This window comes from Bradyrhizobium arachidis (assembly GCF_015291705.1).
GTDB lineage: Bacteria > Pseudomonadota > Alphaproteobacteria > Rhizobiales > Xanthobacteraceae > Bradyrhizobium > Bradyrhizobium arachidis.
In genome coordinates, this window is record NZ_CP030050.1 from 6,177,233 (window position 1) to 6,195,015 (window position 17,783).

Here is a 17,783-nt window from a genome sequence, read left to right on the forward strand (position 1 = left end):
TCTTGGGAAAGGGAGTTTTATGAATGAGAGTTGTGGCGCTCCGCAAAGACGCCTCGGCGGGCCGATCGTTCCAGTCCTCGGAACAAATTGCCAGCGCCGGCGTTTGGTGCATACCCACCGCTATCCATTTGATGACGACTTTCCGACTTATTCCTCTTTGAGCAATGGCTATCACGCTTTGTCTGTGTGAATATCGGCCCGGCACGCGCGCTCTTGCATCACAACGGCCGACGCCTTGAACGACAATACGCCCGAGACCCTTGCTGCCGAAAGGCTGCGCCAGCACCTCGAAGACATCGCGCGCGAGCGCGATGAAGCCTATCGTGCGCTTCAGGAGCGCGAGGCTGAGCTGGCGCGCATCCAGCGCATCGGCAAGGTCGGCGGCCTCGAGGTCGACTTCCGCGAAGGTTTTCGGAACCGCCGCTCGCCCGAATACCTGATGATCCATGGCCTGCCCCCTGAGGCCGCCGACGAGACGCACGAGGATTGGGTCAATCGCATCCATCCCGACGACCGCGATGCGACCGTCAAGCATTTCTTCGATGCGCTGGCAGGGACCAGCGAGGACTACACGGCCGAGTACCGCATCATCCGCCCCCGCGACGGCGAGACCCGCTGGATCCGCGTCGTCGCCAAGATCGAACGCGACCGCGACGGTCGCGCGATCCGCCTTGTCGGCGCCCATATCGACATCACCGACCAGGCGCTGGCGCGCGAGACGCTGCGCGAGAGCGAGGAGCGCTTCCGGCTGATTGCCGACAGCGCGCCGGTGCCGATCTGGGTCACCAAGCTCGACCGTACACGCTCCTTCGCCAATCAGGCCTATGTCGACTTCGTCGGCCTGCCCTACGATCAGGCCATCGCCTTCGACTGGCGCAAGGTGCTGCATCCGGACGACCTGCCGCATGTGCTGCAGCAATCGGTGCAAGGCGAAGCCTCGTTGAAGCCGTTCGTGCTGGAGGCGCGCTACAAGAATGCCAGCGGCGAATGGCGCTGGCTGCGTTCGGAATCGCAGCCGCGCTGGGATCCGACCGGCAAGCATATCGGCTTCATCGGCGTCGCCCACGACATTACCGTCGCCAAGCAGGCCGAGATCGAGCTGCGCCGGCTCAACGAGACGCTGGAAGAGCGCATCGTCGAGCGCACCGCCGAGCTCGAATCCAACGAAGCGCGGCTGCGCGCGATCCTGGAGACCAGCAACCAGTATCAGGGCCTGGTCAATCTCAGGGGGGAACTGCTCTACGCGAACAACACCGCACTCGACGGCATCAAGGCGGGCTCCGCGGACGTGATCGGCAAGCTGCTGTGGGAAACGCCGTGGTTCACCGGGACCCACGGCATGAGCGCCGTGGTCCGTGAGGCCTTCGACACCGTGCTTCGCGGCGAAGCCGTGCGGATGGAGATGCGATTGCGCCTGCCCATCGGCGATCGCGATTTCGAATTCAGCATGCGTCCCGTGCTCGACCGCCACGGCAACATCACCGGCGCGGTGCCCGAAGCCGTCGACATCACCGACCGCCGCCGCGGCGAGGAAGCGCTGCGGCAGTCGCAGAAGATGGAGGCGATCGGCCAGCTCACCGGCGGCGTCGCGCACGACTTCAACAACCTCCTCACCATCATCCGTTCGGCCACCGACTTCCTGCGCCGGCGCGAGCTGCCGGAGGAACGCCGCCGCCGCTACGTCGATGCCATCTCCGACACCGTCGAGCGCGCCTCCAAGCTGACCGCACAGCTCCTGGCCTTTGCACGAAGGCAGCCGCTCAAGCCGCAGATCTTCAACGTCGGCAGCCAGGTGGAGGGCGTGGCGCAGCTGGTGCGGCCGCTGGTCGGCGGCCGGATCGAGATCGCCGTCGAGATCGACGATGCCGACTGCTTCACAGTCGCCGACATCGCGCAGTTCGAGACCGCGCTGATCAATCTCGCCATCAACGCCCGCGACGCCATGGAGGGCGAAGGCCGTCTCACCATCGCGGTGCGCAAGGTCTCCGGGATTCCGAGCCTGCGCGCGCAATCGGCGCGCAGCGGCGACTATGTCGCGATCTCGGTAGCCGACACCGGAAGCGGCATTGCGCCCGAAAACATCGACGCCATCTTCGAGCCGTTCTTCACCACCAAGGAGGTCGGCAAGGGCACCGGGCTCGGCCTCAGCCAGGCGTTCGGCTTCGCCAAGCAGTCGGAAGGCGACATCGCGGTGATGAGCACGCAAGGCAAGGGCGCGACCTTCACCATCTACCTGCCGCAGGCGCAGTCGCCGACCGCCGAGAAGGAAGCTGCAGCGCTGACCAGCGAGGCCGCAACCACGGGGCGTGGCTACCGCGTGCTCGTGGTCGAGGACAATGACGATGTCGGCCAGTTCTCGACCGAGCTTTTGGAAGACCTCGGCTATGTCGTCCGCCGCGTCGCCAACGCCAATGCCGCGCTGTCGATCCTCGGCGAGAACGAATTCGCCGTCGACCTCGTGTTCTCCGACGTCATCATGCCCGGCATGAACGGTGTCGAGCTCGCCGGCGTGATCCGTGAGCGCTATCCGGGCCTGCTGGTGGTGCTCACCAGCGGCTACAGCAATGTGCTCGCTGAGAACGCCCATCGCGGTTTCGAGCTGATCCAGAAGCCGTATTCGGTGGAATCGCTCTCGCGCATCCTGCGCAAGGCGATCACCGAGAAGCTGTCGGTGGCAAGGTGAATGTACGCCAGGCAAAACGCTGTCGCCCGGACAAGCGCGCCTCAAGCGCGCGCCGATCCGGGACCCATAGCCACAGGATTGTGTTTGGCGAAAAACGACGACGTATGTGCCCCAAGAAAGATTCCGCGGTATGGGTCCGGGTCTGCGCTTCGCTTGTCCGGGACGACAGCCGAGTGTTTGGCTAGCACCCTCAACCCCGTCACCTCGCAAAACTTGATCCGGCACCCCCAATGAAACCCGCCCTCCTCTCCGCCTGGCAGACCTGGGCGCTCCTCTCCGCCTGCTTTGCCGCGCTGACCGCGATCTTCGCCAAGGTCGGCGTCGAGAACATCAATCCGGACCTCGCCACCTTCATCCGCACCGTCGTGGTGCTGCTCGCCTTCTCGGTGCTGCTGTTCTTCACCGGCCAATTCGCCATGCCCTCGGCGGTTTCGTCGAGGACATGGCTGTTCCTGGTGCTATCGGGGCTTGCGACCGGTGCCTCGTGGCTCTGTTACTTCCGGGCCCTGAAGCTCGGTCCCGCGACGCTGGTCGCACCAATCGACAAGCTCAGCGTCGTCCTGGTGGCCCTGTTCGCGTTCGCCTTTCTCGGCGAGCGGCCGACCGCGCAGGGCTGGATCGGGATCACCATGATCGGCGCCGGCGCAGTGCTGCTGGCCGTGAAGCTTTAAGTCCGGGAACAAAGCTGCCGTGAGATCGGTTTCTGCCGGAGCGATTCCGAGCCTCGATCGAGAGACTGATGTCGAGCGAAAAACCCGATCAGGCAAGGCAGGCTGGCCGCGCGTTGGATGCGGCGAACTTCTTCCTTGCCGACGTCCGCGACGGGCTCGGCCCCTATCTCGCGGTCTATCTCCTCACCGAGCAGCACTGGGACGAGGCGCGCATTGGCCTCGTGATGTCGATTGCGACCATTGCTGGCATCGTGGCGCAGACGCCCGCCGGCGCGCTGGTCGACGCGACGCGGGCGAAGCGGCTGGTGATGGTCATCGCCGCCATCATGGTCACGCTCGCGTCCCTGTCGCTGCCGCTGTTTCCCGCCTTCCTGCCGGTCGCGATCTCGCAAGGCATCGCGCAGGCCGCCGCCGTGGTGTTTCCGCCGGCAATCGCGGCCGTCTCGCTCGGCATTTTTGGTCATGCCGTCTTCACCCGGCGCATTGGCCGCAATGAAACTTTCAACCATGCCGGCAACGCGGTCGCGGCCGGACTGGCGGGCCTCTCCGCCTACTGGTTCGGCCCGACGGTCGTCTTCTACCTTCTCGGCGCAATGGCAATCGCGAGCCTCGTCAGCATCCTCGCGATCCCCGCCGGCGCCATCGACCATGATCTGGCCCGCGGGCTACACGATGCCGACACGGAGACCCAGCGCGAACAGCCTTCGGGTCTCGCGGTACTGCTCACCTGTCGCCCTCTGCTCGTCTTCGCGATCTGCGTCCTGCTCTTCCATCTCTCCAACGCGGCGATGCTGCCGCTGGTCGGACAGAAATTGGCGCTCCAGGATAAGAACATCGGCACCAGCCTGATGTCGGCTTGTATCGTTGCCGCACAAGTCGTGATGGTGCCGTTTGCGATGCTGGTCGGCGCTCGGGCCGACCGCTGGGGCCACAAGCGCTTCTTCCTCGCCGCGCTTCTGATCCTCCCCATTCGGGGGGCGCTCTATACGCTCTCGGACAACCCGTTCTGGCTGGTCGGCGTCCAACTGCTCGACGGCGTCGGCGCCGGCATCTTTGGCGCGATCTTCCCGGTCATCGTTGCCGACCTCATGCGCAACACCGGCCGCTTCAACGTCGCGCAGGGCGCGGTCATCACCGCCCAGAGCATTGGCGCGGCTCTGTCGACGACGCTAGCTGGCCTCGTTGTGGTTGGCGCGGGCTACAGTGCGGCCTTCATCACGCTCGGCGCGGTCGCCGCAATCGGCGCCGTGGTCTGCTTCCTTGCTTTGCCCGAGACGCGGCAAATCGCAGATGGCGGTCCGCGCCCGCAGGGGAAGACAGCAAGGCCGGCTTCCGCTATCGCTGCCAAATGAATCCATTCCACCTCAAGGACTGAACGTGCCGTCTGACGCCATCTGGGCCTGGAGCATCATCGTCGCCGCGACCGCGTGCGTCATTATCCGCCCGTTCCGCCTGCCCGAGGCGATCTGGGCCGTGATCGGCGCCGCGGCGCTGGTGCTGCTCGGCTTCCTGCCCTGGCAGGACGCGCTGACCGGCATCGAAAAGGGCATCGACGTCTATCTCTTCCTGATCGGCATGATGCTGATTGCCGAGCTCGCACGGCTCGAAGGCCTGTTCGATTACCTTGCCGCGCTCGCGGTGGAGTATGCAGACGGCTCGCCGCAGCGGCTGTTTTTACTGATCTACCTTGTCGGCACGCTGGTCACGGTGCTCTTGTCGAACGACGCGACCGCGATCGTGCTGACGCCGGCGGTCTATGCCGCAACGCGTGCGGCCGGCGCAAAGCCGCTGCCCTATCTTTTCGTCTGCGCCTTCATTGCAAACGCCGCAAGCTTCGTGCTGCCGATCTCGAACCCCGCCAATCTCGTGGTGTTCGGCTCGCGCATGCCGCATCTGACCGAATGGCTGCGTCAATTCGCCCTGCCCTCGCTCGCCTCGATCGTGCTGACCTATATCGTACTGCGCCTCACCCAGCATCGCGCGCTGAAGGAGGAGAGCATCGAGCGCCGCGTGCCGCACAAGGTGCTCAGCCGCGGCGGCAAGCTGACCGCGATCGGCATTGCCGCAATCGGCGTCGTGCTGATCACGGCCTCCGCGCTCGACAAGCAGCTTGGCCTGCCGACCTTCATCTGCGGCGCCGTGACGACCGGCCTCGTCCTGCTGCTCAGCCGTCAATCGCCCGTGCCGGTGCTGAAGCACGTGTCCTGGAGCGTGCTGCCGCTGGTCGGCGGGCTGTTCGTGATGGTGGAGGCGCTGATCAAGACCGGCGTGATCGGACAGCTCAGCGCGCTGCTGCATCAGGCCGTCGCCCAATCCGTGCCGAAAGCCGCCTGGAGCGTCGGCATCGCCACCGCGATCGCCGACAACATCGCCAACAATCTTCCCGTCGGCCTTGTCGCCGGGTCGATCGTGGCCGCCGATCATCTGCCCACATCGGTCGTCAGCGCCATCCTGATCGGCGTCGACCTGGGGCCGAATTTCTCGATCACCGGTTCGCTCGCCACCATCCTGTGGCTGGTGGCGCTGCGCCGCGAGAAGATCGAGGTCGGCGCCTGGCCCTTCCTCAAATTGGGACTGCTCGTGACACCGCCGGCCCTGATCGCGGCACTGGCGGCGGCGATCCATTAACCGCGCGAGACTTTGCGGCGCATCAATGTGGGCTGTAACGGCCGGCCTATACTTCACCTTGCCGCGCAGCTCATGAGCCGCGGCAAGGAGGTCGATCATGCAAATTCAATCGAAGGCATTGCCGCAGAGCTTCTCCCTGCGCCGCCTGTTTCAGAGCTCTCCCGCGAAAGACGGGTCGTCGCACCCGTTGCTGATCTTCTCGGTGGTGGTGCTGCTGGCCCTGTTCGCGATCGTGGAGATCGACCTGCACAGTGCCCAGCTTCAGGAGGTCGGCCTGCTCGGGCACGGCGCCGGGATCAATCCCGTTTTCCTGAGCCCGTAGCAAGGAAGGCCCGATCGCGGCCATGAGGCCGCGACCGGGTAACGAGCATCCTCAGTCGTTCTCGTAGCCGTAGACTTCCGGCAGGATGAAGATCGCGGCGAGCAATCCGATCAGCGGGAAGATCGCAACGAACAGCGTGGCATTGGCCTGCCCGATCGCTGCGAACAGCGACGGGAACAGGAAGATCGCCAGGAACGACGGCAGCTTCACGAACATGTAGGCGAAGCCGCTCGCGGTGCCGCGATATTTCGGCTTGGCGACCATGGTCGGGATGGTCATGCAGTTCGATGCGTCCCAGTAATGGCCCCACAGCATGGCAGCCGCCGCGAACGGCAGCAGCATCTTGTTGTCGGTATAGAGCGCGAACGCCGCCACCAGCAGCGAGGCCAGCACGATGCCGAACCCGGCGATCGCGATGCCACGATGGCCGATCTTCGGCGTCAGGAGCGGGCCGACCCAGCCGGACAGTGCGGCGAAGCAGAACAGCGCCATCGTGACGAGGTTGTTGCCGAGCACGCTCGACACGCCGACCATCACGAACAGCACCGGCAGATAGAACGCGAAGGTCGAGAACTCGCTGCCTTGCGCGAAGCAGGCGATCCATCCGTACAGCGTGGCGCGCCAGCGGATCGGATCCTTCTTGAGGTCGGCGAGGAAGGCGCGGGTCGAGACCTTCGGCACTTCCACGTCGTGATCCGGCAGCATGTCGAGATTGTCGTTGAACATCTCGCGCGCGACCTGCTTGGCCTCGCGGTAGCGTCCCTTCTGCACCAGCCAGACCGCCGTCTCCGGCACATCATGGCGCATGATCAGGATGATCAGCGCCGGCACCGCGCCGAGGCCGAGCGTCACGCGCCACAGCATCTCGTGCTGCATGTCGATCAAGAGGAAGATCACGATGACGCCGATGGTCAGCACCTCGCCGACGGCAAACATGAACTGCCAGCGGTTGCCCATGACCTCGCGCTCACCCTTGGCCATGGATTCCATGATGTAGGTGTAGCCGGTCGAGATGTCCGAACCGAGCGGGATGCCGAGCAGGAAGCGGATCACGACGAGCCACGTAACGTTCGGCACGAAGGCCTGCGCCAGCGCCAGCACGATGAACAGCACCATCGTGACCAGGAACATGACGCGGCGGCCGATCTTGTCGGACAGCCAGCCGCCGAGCAGCGCACCGATCAGCGCGCCGCCCTGCGTGCCCGCTGCGGCAAGACCGAGCATCAGCGGGTCGGGATTGTACTGCTCGCGGATGAAGATCAGCACGAAGGCGATCGAATAGAGGTCCCAGGCCTCGACCAGGATCGAGGCCATCATCAGCCAGCCGACCTTGTTACCCTTGGGACTGTAGTTCGTGATGAGGTAGCGGACCGCGGCTTCGCTCGCGGTCGGTTGTGGCATGGCCATCGTTGACATTCTTCTTCCTTTCTTCTGAACTCTTTACGTGCCGAGCAGCGGCTCGATGCTGCAATCGAGCAGGCGCGGGTCGATCCCCGCCTCCATGCCCGTGAACATGGAGCCCATGTAGTCGATCAGTGCATCGCTCGCCTTGACGGCATCCTCGGCGCGGCGGTTCGCGACTGCGTTTAGAATACCGAGGTGATGATCGATCGTTCCTGACAGATCGGCCTGCCCTGGCATGAAGCGGTGGTGGATGTAGCCGATGCGGCGGTAGAGCGTGTGCAGCGGCCGCAGCGTGTGCACCAGGAACGGCTCGCCGGCGGCCTCCAGCACCAGCGCGTCGATACGGCGGTCGAGGCTGTTGAACTCGTCGAGGGTCAAAGTTGCGCGACGTTCACGCAGCAGCCGCTCAATGTGCAGCGCCTGATTGCGGTGGGAAAGGCTGGCGCGATCCGCCGCGAGGCGAATGACAAAACGCTCCATGTCGCGGCGCAAGGCCAGCAGCATCCGCTCGCGCGCAAGATCGATCGGCGCGATGTGCAGGCCGTGGCGCGGACGGATGATAATGAGCGTGTCGGCGGACAGACGATTGACGGCGTGATGCACCGGCGTGCGCCCGAAGCCGGTGATGTGCTGCAATTCCAGCATCGTCATGAATTGTCCGGGCTTGAGCTCGCAATGAACAAGGAGCTCTTCGATCTTCTGATAGGCGAGCTCGAAGAAGTTGAGCCGATTGCGTCGCGAGGGCTTGCCCTCGCCGTCGTCGTCGTTTCTCACCACCTCGAGCGCGCGCTTGCGCCGTGCCATGTCGTCCTCTCCCGTCAGGTCCGCGCTCTCGTTGTCGGGCGGCGCCTTATTTGTGGCACCCTTAAAACATGTTGTGATATATTACAAGCAGGCGTAAGACTTCCGCGCGATCTGCAACATGTTGCAATGCAAAATGAGAAGTCGGGCGCGAGGCGCCTTTCGATGGGAGGATAATGGCCGTGAAGATCACGTCGATCGAGACGCTGCGCACCGAGGAATTCTCCAACGTCATCTGGGTACGCATCCACACGGATGCGGGCGTGATCGGTCTCGGCGAGACCTTCTATGGCGCAGGCGCCGTCGAAGCGCAGATCCACGACACGTTCGCGGGCCGCCTGCTCGGCCGCAATCCCCTGCACATCGAGGCGATCCATCGCGACATGCTGAACCTGCCGATGGCGCAGTCCTCGACCGGCGTCGAATATCGTGCGGCGTCAGCGATCGACATCGCGCTGTGGGACCTGTTCGGCAAGGTCTGCAATCAGCCGGTTCACCAGATGCTCGGCGGCCTCTGCCGCGACAAGCAGCGCATCTACAACACCTGCGCCGGCACCCAATATGTCCGCTCCACCAATATCAGCCCGGTCGCCAACTGGAATCTCGGGGCGTCCAAGGGTCCCTATGAAGACCTCGACGGCTTCATGAACCACGCCGATGCGCTCGCCGAGAGCCTGCTTGAAAGCGGCATCTCCGCGATGAAGATCTGGCCGTTCGATCCGGCGGCTCAGGAGAACAAGGGCCTCTACATCACCGCAGCCCAGATGAAGCAGGCGATCGAGCCGTTCGAGAAGATCCGCAAGGCCGTCGGCGACAAGATGGAGATCATGGTCGAGCTCCACTCGCTGTGGAATCTGCCGACCGCCAAACAGATCGCGCGCGCGCTCGAGCCCTACAAGCCGACCTGGTACGAAGACCCGATCCGCATGAACTCGCCGCAGGCGCTGGCCGAATATGCCCGCTCGACCGACGTCTGGGTCTGCGCCAGCGAGACGCTCGGCTCGCGCTTCCCCTACAAGGACATGCTCGACCGCGACGCCATGCATGTCGTGATGGCGGACCTGTGCTGGACCGGCGGCCTCACCGAGGGCCGCAAGATCGCGGCCATGGCCGAGACCTATCACCGCCCCTTCGCGCCGCACGACTGCATCGGCCCGATCGGCTTCATCGCCGCCATCCACATGTCGTTCAGCCAGCCCAACACCTTGATCCAGGAATCCGTGCGCGCCTTCTACAAGGGCTGGTACAATGAGCTCGTCACCACCATGCCCACCATCAAGGACGGCTATGTCTTCCCGATGGAAGGACCCGGCCTTGGCGTCGATCTCCTGCCCGCCGTCTTTGACCGCACCGATCTCACTGTGCGCCGCTCCAACGTCTGAGGAATTTTGAGATGAGCACCACCCTGTTCGACCTCTCCGGCCGCACCGCACTCGTGACCGGCTCCTCGCGCGGGCTCGGCCGCGCCATCGCCGAGGGCATGGCCAAGGCCGGCGCGAAGATCATCGTCAACGGCGTCGATGCCAAGCGCGTCGAGCAGGCCGTCGCCGAATTCCGCGCTGCCGGGCATCAGGCCGAAGGCGCGGCCTTCAACGTCACCGACGAGCCCGCCATCGTCGCCGCCTTCAACGACTTCGACAGACAAGGCCTCGCCGTCGACATCGTCGTCAACAATGCCGGCATCCAGCACCGCAAGCCGCTGGTGGAATTCACCACCGACGAATGGCGCAAGGTGATCGAGACCAACCTGACCAGCGCCTTCGTGATCGGCCGTGAGGCGGCCAAGCGCATGATCCCGCGCAAGCACGGCAAGATCATCAACATCGGCTCGCTCGGCAGCGAGCTCGCGCGCCCGACCATCGCGCCCTACACGGCCGCCAAGGGCGGCATCAAGAACCTGACCCGCTCGATGGCGGTGGAATGGGCCCAGCACGGCATCCAGGCCAACGCGATCGGCCCCGGCTACATGCTCACCGACATGAACGAGGCGCTGGTCAACAACGCCGACTTCAACAACTGGCTGATGGGCCGCATCCCGTCAAAACGCTGGGGCAAGCCGGATGAGCTGGTCGGCGCCGCGATCTTCCTCGCCTCAGACGCATCCACCTATGTCAACGGCCAGATCATCTATGTCGATGGCGGCATGATCGCCGCGATGTAATCGCCAACAGGGAACGAGACCATGCGCGCCGTCGTCATTCACGCCCCGAAAGACCTCCGGATCGACAGCTATCCCGACGCGGAGCCCGGCCCGGGCGAGGTCCGCGTCAAGATCGCCAATGGCGGCATCTGCGGCTCCGATCTGCACTACTACCATCACGGCGGTTTCGGCGTCGTGCGCATCCAGCAGCCGATGGCGCTGGGGCATGAGATCGCCGGCGTGGTTGCGGCGGTGGGCGACGGCGTCACCAGCGTGAAGGCAGGCACCCGCGTCGCGGTCAATCCGAGCAAGCCGTGCGGGGCGTGCCTGCATTGCCAGGAGGGCATGCGCAACCAGTGCCTCGACATGCGCTTCCTCGGCAGCGCGATGCGCTTTCCACATGTGCAGGGCGGCTTTCGCGAGTTCATCACCGTCGACGCGACCCAGGCCGTGCCGATCGCGGACAAGCTCTCGCTGGCGGAAGCCGCGGTCGCCGAGCCGCTCGCAGTGTGCCTGCATGCCGGCAAGCAGGCCGGCCCTCTCCTCGGCAAGCGCGTGCTGATTACCGGCTGCGGCCCGATCGGCGCGCTGATGATTCTTGTCTCACGCTTCGGCGGCGCGTCCGAGATCGTGGTGACGGATGTGGCCGATGCGCCGCTCGCGGTCGCCAAAAAGCTCGGCGCCACGCACGCGATCAACGTCGCGAGCAATGCCGCCGCGCTCGATCCCTGGCGCACCGGCAAGGGCGTGTTCGACACGCTGTTCGAGGCCTCGGGCAATCAGGCCGCGCTGCGCACCGCGCTTGACGTGCTCAGGCCCGGCGCGACGCTGGTGCAGCTCGGCCTCGGCGGCGAGATGACGCTGCCGATCAACACCATCGTCGCCAAGGAATTGCAGCTCCGCGGCACCTTCCGCTTCGATCCCGAGTTCGAGCTGGCAGTGCGGCTGATGGGCGACGGCCTGATCGACGTCAAGCCGCTGATCACGGCGACCATGCCGTTCGAGAACGCGGTCGTCGCCTTCGAGCTCGCCAGCGACCGCTCGCAATCGATGAAGGTGCAACTAACCTTCTAAGCTACTGGCTCTCGACCAGGCTTTCGCTCACGAGCCGAACGGCCCCTCGTTTCCACGAATAGTCCGCGCCCATGCGCAGACCGCTATCCCCGCGCGCCAGCACCGCGCCGGTCCTGGCATCGCGGACCTGGAAGCCCAGGGTATATTCGGTGCGGCTGACCCGCCGCACCACGCCGATCAGCGACTGATCCGCGCCGAGCTTCTGCGCGATCGATGCCTCGCAACCGTTGCAATCGCGCAAGGCGTGCGCCTTGGCCGCCTCGCCGCCAATCTCGACGATGCGATAGCGGCCGGATTGACTGAGCACCTCGCGCACGCCGGCCGTGACTTCGGTGAGGTACGACGCATCCGACGCGGCTGACGCGCCCGCTGATGCGGCGGTCGTGTCCTCCAGCTCGAAATCGAACACCGCAAGCGCGACCGGCGCGGGCGTGCCGAGCGCGGCCATCACCTCGCGCGAGACAAAAATCTCGGCGCGCTCCCATGATTCATCATTGTCGCCGCGAAAAGTGTAGAGCTTGTCCATCACCAGCTTTTTGGCGCCGACGTCGATCACGGCGACCTTGGCCCATTGCACCAGCGTGCTGGTCTTCTGGATGCCGCCGATCACCTTGAACGCCGCGCCGTCCTGGGCCGACGGCGCCAGCCGATAACGGCCGTCCGCGCCGATGTCCCGCCTGAGCGCTGCCATGAATGCCGACAGCCGCCGCTCGTGGGCGGCGGTCTGGTTGGCCGGTTCGGCCGACGTATCGGTATAGCTGAAATCGTCCATGGCGACGCCAATGGCGGCCTCGGCGCCGGCCGGCGAAGTGGCCACCGGGAGGACGAGGAAGAAAAGCGCAGAGAGGATCAATCGGGTGCGGTGCATGCGGGCCTCATGTGATGGAGCGGCGGCGCAATCTGGCGGGCAGCCCCGCGCCATGCAGCCGCACCGGTCCCGATCAGCGCCGGGAAAATTTCACGACATTGCAGTGCGGTAAAGCGTAACGCTTTGCGCGGCTTGCGTTCTGCCGTTTAATGCGCGGGCGACAAACCCGTTCGCCAGGTGCCCGCCGATGTGGAACCGTCCGAGGTTCGATCTCAAGGTCCGACTGACGTTGCGCGTGGCCGCCATATCGGCCGCCTGCTTCGCCGCGATCTCCGCCTATTTCCTCATCACGGCCGACCGCGCCGCCCATGCGCGGATCGACAGCATCGCCGCCATCGTGGCGAAGTCGCTGGAGCTGCAGCAGGGCAAGGTCCAGTGGGTGGCCGCCCCGCGCGCGGACTTTCCGAATCTCGATCCCGTGGCGGCCTATGTGATGACGCCCGGCCTGTGTCTGGCCGTCCGCGGCACCGACGGCGACATGCTCCAGCGCTTCTGTAGCGGTGTGCCTCCGGCAACGCCGCCGCCGCAGGCCTTCACGGCGTTCTATCGCAGCCTGTTCGACCCCGGCCGCGAGGCGGCTCGGCCGGTGATCGTGCGCGGAGCAAAGCTCGGCGATGCCGTGGTCTGGCTCGATCCGACGGTGCAGACGGCCGAAGCCTGGCACGAGGCCGGCCGGCTGATGCTGGCGCTCGCAATCGCCCTGCCGCTATTGTGCGTCCTGGTTTACGCCGCGCTGGCGCGGGCGCTGCGCCCAACCCACATGATCCGCACCGGCCTCGAACGGGTCGCCGCCGGCGACCTCACCGCGCGGCTGCCGCCGTTCGACCTCGCCGAGCTGTCCGCCATCCGCGACGTCTTCAACCATCTCGCCGAAAGCCTCGACACTGCGCTCGCCGAGCGCAACGAGCTGACGCGTAAACTGATCGCGCTCCAGGACGAGGAGCGCCGTCATCTGGCGCGCGAGCTGCACGACGAGTTCGGCCAGTCGCTGGCCGCCATCCGCGCGCTCGCCTCCTCCGCCCGCCAGACCGCCGCGCAGGATTGTCCTGCCCTGCTCGGCGAATGCGATGGCATCGCGCGGACCGCGACCGGCATGATGGAGACGCTGCGCGGCGCGCTGTTCCGGCTGCGCCCGCCCGACGTCGAGGAGCTCGGGCTCGTCGCCAGTCTCGAAGGCCTGGTCGCAGGGTGGAATGGACGCAGCCGCGGCGAGACGCGCTTTGCGATCCGTTTCGACGGCACGTTCGAGACCCTGCCGGCCACGATCAGCGCCAATCTCTACCGCATCGTGCAGGAGGCGCTCACCAACGCCGCCAAGCATGCCGGCGCCACCAAGGTCAGCCTGGAACTGACGATGCGCCCTGAGGAGATCGCGCTCGCGATCGACGATGACGGACGCTCGGCCGATCCCGCCGGGAAATCCGGAATGGGCCTGCTCGGCATGCGCGAGCGTGTCGCGGCCTTGCGCGGCCGGCTGAGCTTCGAGCCGGGACCGAACGGCGGCTCGGCGCTGCGCGTCGTCATTCCGCTTGCGGCCGCCGATCGGCCGGTGCTGGAGCACGCGGCATGACCGCGACGATTCTGCTGGTCGACGATCATTCCGTCGTGCGCGAGGGCTACCGCTCCGTGCTCGAGAAGCAGCCGGGCCTGCGCGTCGTCGCCGAGGCGTCCGACGGCGCCGAGGCCTACCGGCTGTTCAAATCCGAGGCGCCCGACCTCGTCATCATGGATCTGAGCATGCCCGGCATCGGCGGCATCGAGGCCGTCAGGCGCATCAGGCAATGGGACAAGTCCGCACGGATCCTCGTCTTCACCATGCACCAGAACGCCGGTTTCGCCGTGCAGGCGATCCGCGCTGGCGCGCGCGGCTACGTCACCAAGATGAGCCCGCCGGAGACGCTGGTGCGCGCGGTGATGGACGTGCTGGCCGGCAAGATCGCCATCAGCCCCGACATCGACCACGAGCTGGCGCTGAGCCGCATCAGCGGCGAGAGCTCGGCCGCCGACGTGCTCACGCCGCGCGAATTCGAGGTGCTGCGGCTGTTGCTCGCCGAGAACACGACGGAGGAGATCGCCGAGACGCTGCATGTCAGCCCAAAGACGGTCGCCAACCTGCATTCGCTGATCAAGGACAAGCTCGGCGTCGGCTCCGACATCGAGCTGGTCCGGCTGGCGTTGCGTCAGGGACTTCTGACAGAGGTCGATCTCGGTGAGACTCGATCGATCAGGCCAGATAACGCGTGAGATAGCCTTCCATGGCGTAGAGCGCGCAGAGCGCGAGGCTCGACCACACCGCGGCGCTGAAATACAGGAACATCCAGGTCAGCTCGCCCTTCCAGTGCGCGATGTCGTGGGTCACCACCCAGCGCGTCGAGACGTCATGCAGGCCTTCGAGCAAGCCAAGGAATCTGTTGCCCTCGGCGTGCCCTGCCCGCCAGCGGCTGAGATACATCGGCACGTCGACGGTGACGAGGAAGGCGAGGAAGCAGGCGATGCCGACGATGCCGGCGATCAGCGCCCAGCGCACCGGCCCCTGGAATTCCGGCATCAGGCGGCACAGCGCGATGCCGGCGAGGAAGAAGGTCACCGCCCACAGCGAGTTCTCGATCGCGTTGTAGAGGAAGTTGGTGGTCACGACCGCGTACCAGGAGAAGCACTCCGCGACGATGATCACCGGCACGATCAACCACGCGATGGTCACCACGGTTTCCGCGCCGGTCATGGTGCCAAACTGGTGCAGGATGATGGCCCATTGTGCCGCGAAGCAGACTTCGGCCACGGTCGCGACCGTGCGACCGACGAAGACGCTCGACAGCCAGGTGTCGAACAGGCAGATGCGCTGCACGTCGGCGCGCGGCAGCACCGAGCGGAAAGCGCAGCCGAACACATAGGCGGCGCAGAGCAGGAACATCAGGCCGATATCAGAGCCGCCGCCGACGCTCCCTGCGACCGTCGGATAGAACTCGCGATACAGCATGAACCAGACGAGGATGTTGGCGGCACTGACCAGCGTCAGGGACCCCCACCACCACGCGAGGGGATTTGACCGCGCCTGCCACTGCAACATGATTCGCTCCGCTGTAATCGACGTGACATGTCCTCGTAATAATAATGTCACAAGACGCCACGCAATCACGACAAAAATTTGTGCGCTTGAGCGTTCCGGGCGCGCTTGGGGCGACACCGAAGACGGCGAAACGCCGTCCGCATAGTGGACGGTTTTGGAGCCATCTTCGATTTTATTGGACAAAGTCGCACCCCACGTTCGATATTCGAGCATGTCCCGCGCTTCCTCATCCAAACGGCGTCTTCCACACGCGACCGCCGCCGCGGTGCTCGCGGCGAGCACCGATGACGCCGCCTTCGCAACCACGCTGGCAAAAGGTCTCGTCGTGCTCGAGGCCTTCAAGGCCGGCACCACCCTGCTCGGCAACATGGAGCTGTCGAAGCTGACGGGCATCCCGCGGCCGACCGTGGCGCGGCTGACGCATACGCTGGCCGAGCTCGGATACCTCCGCTACGAAGCCGCGCGGACGAAATACCGTCTCGCTGCACGTGCGCTGCGGATAGCGCACCCGCTGCTTGCCGACATGCAATTTCGGCAGCTGGCGCGGCCGATGATGCAGGAGCTGGCGCAGAGCGTGCGCGGCACGGTCTCGATCGGCCTGCTCGATGCGACCTCGATGATCTACGTCGAGACTGCGCGCTCCGGCGATGTCGGTCCGCACGTCCCCGACGTCGGCATGCCGATTCCCGTCGTGATGACCGCGATGGGCCGTGCCGCGGCAGCAACCTTGCCGCTGGCCGATGCGGAGCGGCTTGAACGGCAGATCGCAGCCGAAGACGCCGAGCTGTGGGCGGCCTTCCGCGACAAATACCGCGCCGGGCTCGCCCAATGCGCCAGCCGCGGCTTCTGCACCTGTTTTGGCGAGTACATCGCCTCGATCCATGCCGTCGCTGCGCCGCTGTTTCACGCGCGCGAGCTCAATCAGTCCTTCTCGATCAATTGCGGCATCCCTGCGTTTCGGCTCCAGCCAGGTCAGCTGGAGGGCGAGATCGGCCCGCGGATCGCCGCCCTTGCCGACAGCATCCGCGGTGTGGTCCATGCGGCGGAGCCTGCCGTCGAGATGCGAAAATCAAACAAGAAGAGCGCCAATCGATGAACAACAAAACTGGCGCTCCACGCCCGGGAGGCCAACATGACCATCACGCGCCGAACATTGCTGGGGACTGCGCTTGCGCTGCCCTGCGTCCCATTCGCGGCACGCGCTGAGGACGCCTGGCCCTCGCGCCTGGTGCGGCTGATCTCGCCCTACGGGCCGGGCGGCTCGAACGACATCTCGCTGCGCCTGCTCGCCGAAGAGCTCGGCCGCAGCCTGCATCAGCAGTTCATCGTCGAGAACAAGCCGGGTGCCGGCACGCGCATCGCCAACGACACGGTCGCGCACGCGCCGGGCGACGGCTACACGCTGCTCTATGTCGCCGCCCCCTATGCCACGGCCGAAGCGCTGTTCGGCAAGCTGACCTACGAGCGCCGGGATCTTCAGCCTGTCGCCATGGCGGTGATCGCGCCGCTGTTCCTGATCATCAGCGCGGAGGCGCCGTACAAGACCCTGCCGGAGCTGATCGCCTACGGCAAATCAAAGCCGGATGGGCTGACCTTCGCCTCGCCCGGCGCCGGCTCGCAGCCGCATCTTGCCGGCGAGCTCCTGTTCCGCGATGCCGGTGTGAAGGGCCTCAACATCCCCTTCCGCGGCGATGCAGCCTCTTACACCGAGCTCCTCGCCGGCCGTGTCGATGCCACGCTGACGGCGCTGCCGACCGCACTGCCTTACATCCAGAGTGGCAAGTTCCTGGTGCTCGGCGTCGCCTCGGCCGAGCGCAGCGCGCTCTACCCACAAGCACCGACCTTGCGCGAGCAGGGCTTTCCCAACGTTGTCGCCGCCGGATGGTACGGCTTCATGGCGCCCGCGACCACGCCGCGTGCAACCGTTGACAAGCTTCAGGCCGAGGTGCTGCGCGCGCTCGCCGAACCCGTGATCAAGGACAAGCTGACGGCCCAAGGGCTGGAGGTGCGGCCAGCCAGTGCCGCCGCGTTCGGTCAATTCATCGACAACGAGACGCAGAAATGGAGCGCGCTGATCCGCGAGGCCGGGCTCAAGGGTGAGTAGCGCGCCGCCGCGTCGGCATCC

17 protein-coding genes are annotated in these 17,783 nt (G+C 65.6%); 13 read left to right on the forward strand and 4 right to left on the reverse strand.

The genetic code is table 11. From position 1 onward, the window contains the following. The first annotated feature begins 217 nt into the window (after nucleotides 1–217). From WN72_RS28775 to WN72_RS28795, 5 genes are all read left to right on the forward strand, one after another. Nucleotides 218–2,683 (forward strand): PAS domain-containing hybrid sensor histidine kinase/response regulator, encoded by a 2,466-nt coding sequence (locus tag WN72_RS28775; RefSeq protein WP_167380950.1) that lies wholly within the window; start codon nucleotides 218–220, stop codon nucleotides 2,681–2,683. A gap of 230 nt (nucleotides 2,684–2,913) precedes the next feature. Next, nucleotides 2,914–3,354: an EamA family transporter gene (locus WN72_RS28780; protein WP_092217381.1), complete on the forward strand. Its 441-nt coding sequence runs from the start codon at nucleotides 2,914–2,916 to the stop codon at nucleotides 3,352–3,354. Between the two features lie 68 nt (nucleotides 3,355–3,422). Next, on the forward strand, nucleotides 3,423–4,706 hold the full coding sequence (locus WN72_RS28785) for an MFS transporter (RefSeq protein WP_092217382.1): 1,284 nt from the start codon (nucleotides 3,423–3,425) through the stop codon (nucleotides 4,704–4,706). A 25-nt stretch (nucleotides 4,707–4,731) separates the two neighbouring features. Then, on the forward strand, nucleotides 4,732–5,982 hold the full coding sequence (locus tag WN72_RS28790) for an arsenic transporter (RefSeq protein WP_167380946.1): 1,251 nt from the start codon (nucleotides 4,732–4,734) through the stop codon (nucleotides 5,980–5,982). Nucleotides 5,983–6,079: 97 nt separating this feature from the next. After that, on the forward strand, nucleotides 6,080–6,304 hold the full coding sequence (locus WN72_RS28795; RefSeq protein WP_092217384.1) for a hypothetical protein: 225 nt from the start codon (nucleotides 6,080–6,082) through the stop codon (nucleotides 6,302–6,304). 51 nt (nucleotides 6,305–6,355) lie between these two features. Here WN72_RS28795 and WN72_RS28800 read toward each other — a convergent pair whose 3' ends face one another. Then, entirely contained in the window at nucleotides 6,356–7,720 is a 1,365-nt protein-coding gene (locus tag WN72_RS28800) for an MFS transporter (RefSeq protein ID WP_027559798.1), read from the reverse strand. 24 nt (nucleotides 7,721–7,744) lie between these two features. Beyond that, nucleotides 7,745–8,359, reverse strand: a complete 615-nt coding sequence (locus WN72_RS28805; RefSeq protein ID WP_244553812.1) for a GntR family transcriptional regulator — start codon at nucleotides 8,357–8,359, stop codon at nucleotides 7,745–7,747. Nucleotides 8,360–8,383: 24 nt separating this feature from the next. On the opposite strand from WN72_RS28805, the gene WN72_RS47050 reads away from it, so the two are divergent. Genes WN72_RS47050 through WN72_RS28820 form a run of 4 tightly spaced genes read left to right on the forward strand, consistent with a single transcriptional unit; the run spans nucleotide 8,384 to nucleotide 11,723 of the window. Next, the gene (locus WN72_RS47050) at nucleotides 8,384–8,686 is read left to right on the forward strand and encodes a hypothetical protein (RefSeq protein WP_244553813.1); all 303 of its coding nucleotides are present in this window, start codon (nucleotides 8,384–8,386) and stop codon (nucleotides 8,684–8,686) included. Between the two features lie 5 nt (nucleotides 8,687–8,691). After that, a complete protein-coding gene (locus WN72_RS28810) occupies nucleotides 8,692–9,891 on the forward strand; it encodes a mandelate racemase/muconate lactonizing enzyme family protein (protein WP_167380947.1) in 1,200 nt (399 codons plus the stop codon). A gap of 11 nt (nucleotides 9,892–9,902) precedes the next feature. After that, entirely contained in the window at nucleotides 9,903–10,670 is a 768-nt protein-coding gene (locus WN72_RS28815) for a glucose 1-dehydrogenase (RefSeq protein WP_092217387.1), read from the forward strand. Between the two features lie 21 nt (nucleotides 10,671–10,691). Beyond that, nucleotides 10,692–11,723 carry an L-idonate 5-dehydrogenase gene (locus tag WN72_RS28820; RefSeq protein ID WP_092217388.1) on the forward strand — a complete coding sequence of 344 codons (1,032 nt, stop codon included), beginning with the start codon at nucleotides 10,692–10,694 and terminating at the stop codon, nucleotides 11,721–11,723. Nucleotide 11,724: 1 nt separating this feature from the next. On the opposite strand, the gene WN72_RS28825 is transcribed toward WN72_RS28820, so the two are convergent. After that, nucleotides 11,725–12,591 carry a DUF3280 domain-containing protein gene (locus WN72_RS28825; protein WP_092217389.1) on the reverse strand — a complete coding sequence of 289 codons (867 nt, stop codon included), beginning with the start codon at nucleotides 12,589–12,591 and terminating at the stop codon, nucleotides 11,725–11,727. Nucleotides 12,592–12,778: 187 nt separating this feature from the next. Here WN72_RS28825 and WN72_RS28830 point away from each other — a divergent pair, with 187 nt between their 5' ends. Then, complete coding sequence (locus WN72_RS28830; RefSeq protein ID WP_092217390.1) at nucleotides 12,779–14,161, forward strand: sensor histidine kinase; 1,383 nt, start codon at nucleotides 12,779–12,781, stop codon at nucleotides 14,159–14,161. Beyond that, a complete protein-coding gene (locus WN72_RS28835; RefSeq protein WP_027559805.1) occupies nucleotides 14,158–14,835 on the forward strand; it encodes a response regulator in 678 nt (225 codons plus the stop codon). Before WN72_RS28830 ends, WN72_RS28835 begins: the two co-directional genes overlap by 4 nt. On the opposite strand, the gene WN72_RS28840 is transcribed toward WN72_RS28835, so the two are convergent. Beyond that, complete coding sequence (locus WN72_RS28840) at nucleotides 14,816–15,658, reverse strand: hypothetical protein (RefSeq protein ID WP_027559806.1); 843 nt, start codon at nucleotides 15,656–15,658, stop codon at nucleotides 14,816–14,818. The two genes, WN72_RS28835 and WN72_RS28840, sit on opposite strands and share 20 nt — an antisense overlap. Nucleotides 15,659–15,869: 211 nt before the next feature. Between WN72_RS28840 and WN72_RS28845 the strand changes: the two genes are divergently transcribed. After that, nucleotides 15,870–16,754 carry an IclR family transcriptional regulator gene (locus tag WN72_RS28845; protein WP_092217391.1) on the forward strand — a complete coding sequence of 295 codons (885 nt, stop codon included), beginning with the start codon at nucleotides 15,870–15,872 and terminating at the stop codon, nucleotides 16,752–16,754. 36 nt (nucleotides 16,755–16,790) lie between these two features. Beyond that, nucleotides 16,791–17,762, forward strand: a complete 972-nt coding sequence (locus tag WN72_RS28850; RefSeq protein WP_027559808.1) for a Bug family tripartite tricarboxylate transporter substrate binding protein — start codon at nucleotides 16,791–16,793, stop codon at nucleotides 17,760–17,762. Nucleotides 17,763–17,783: the final 21 nt, after the last annotated feature.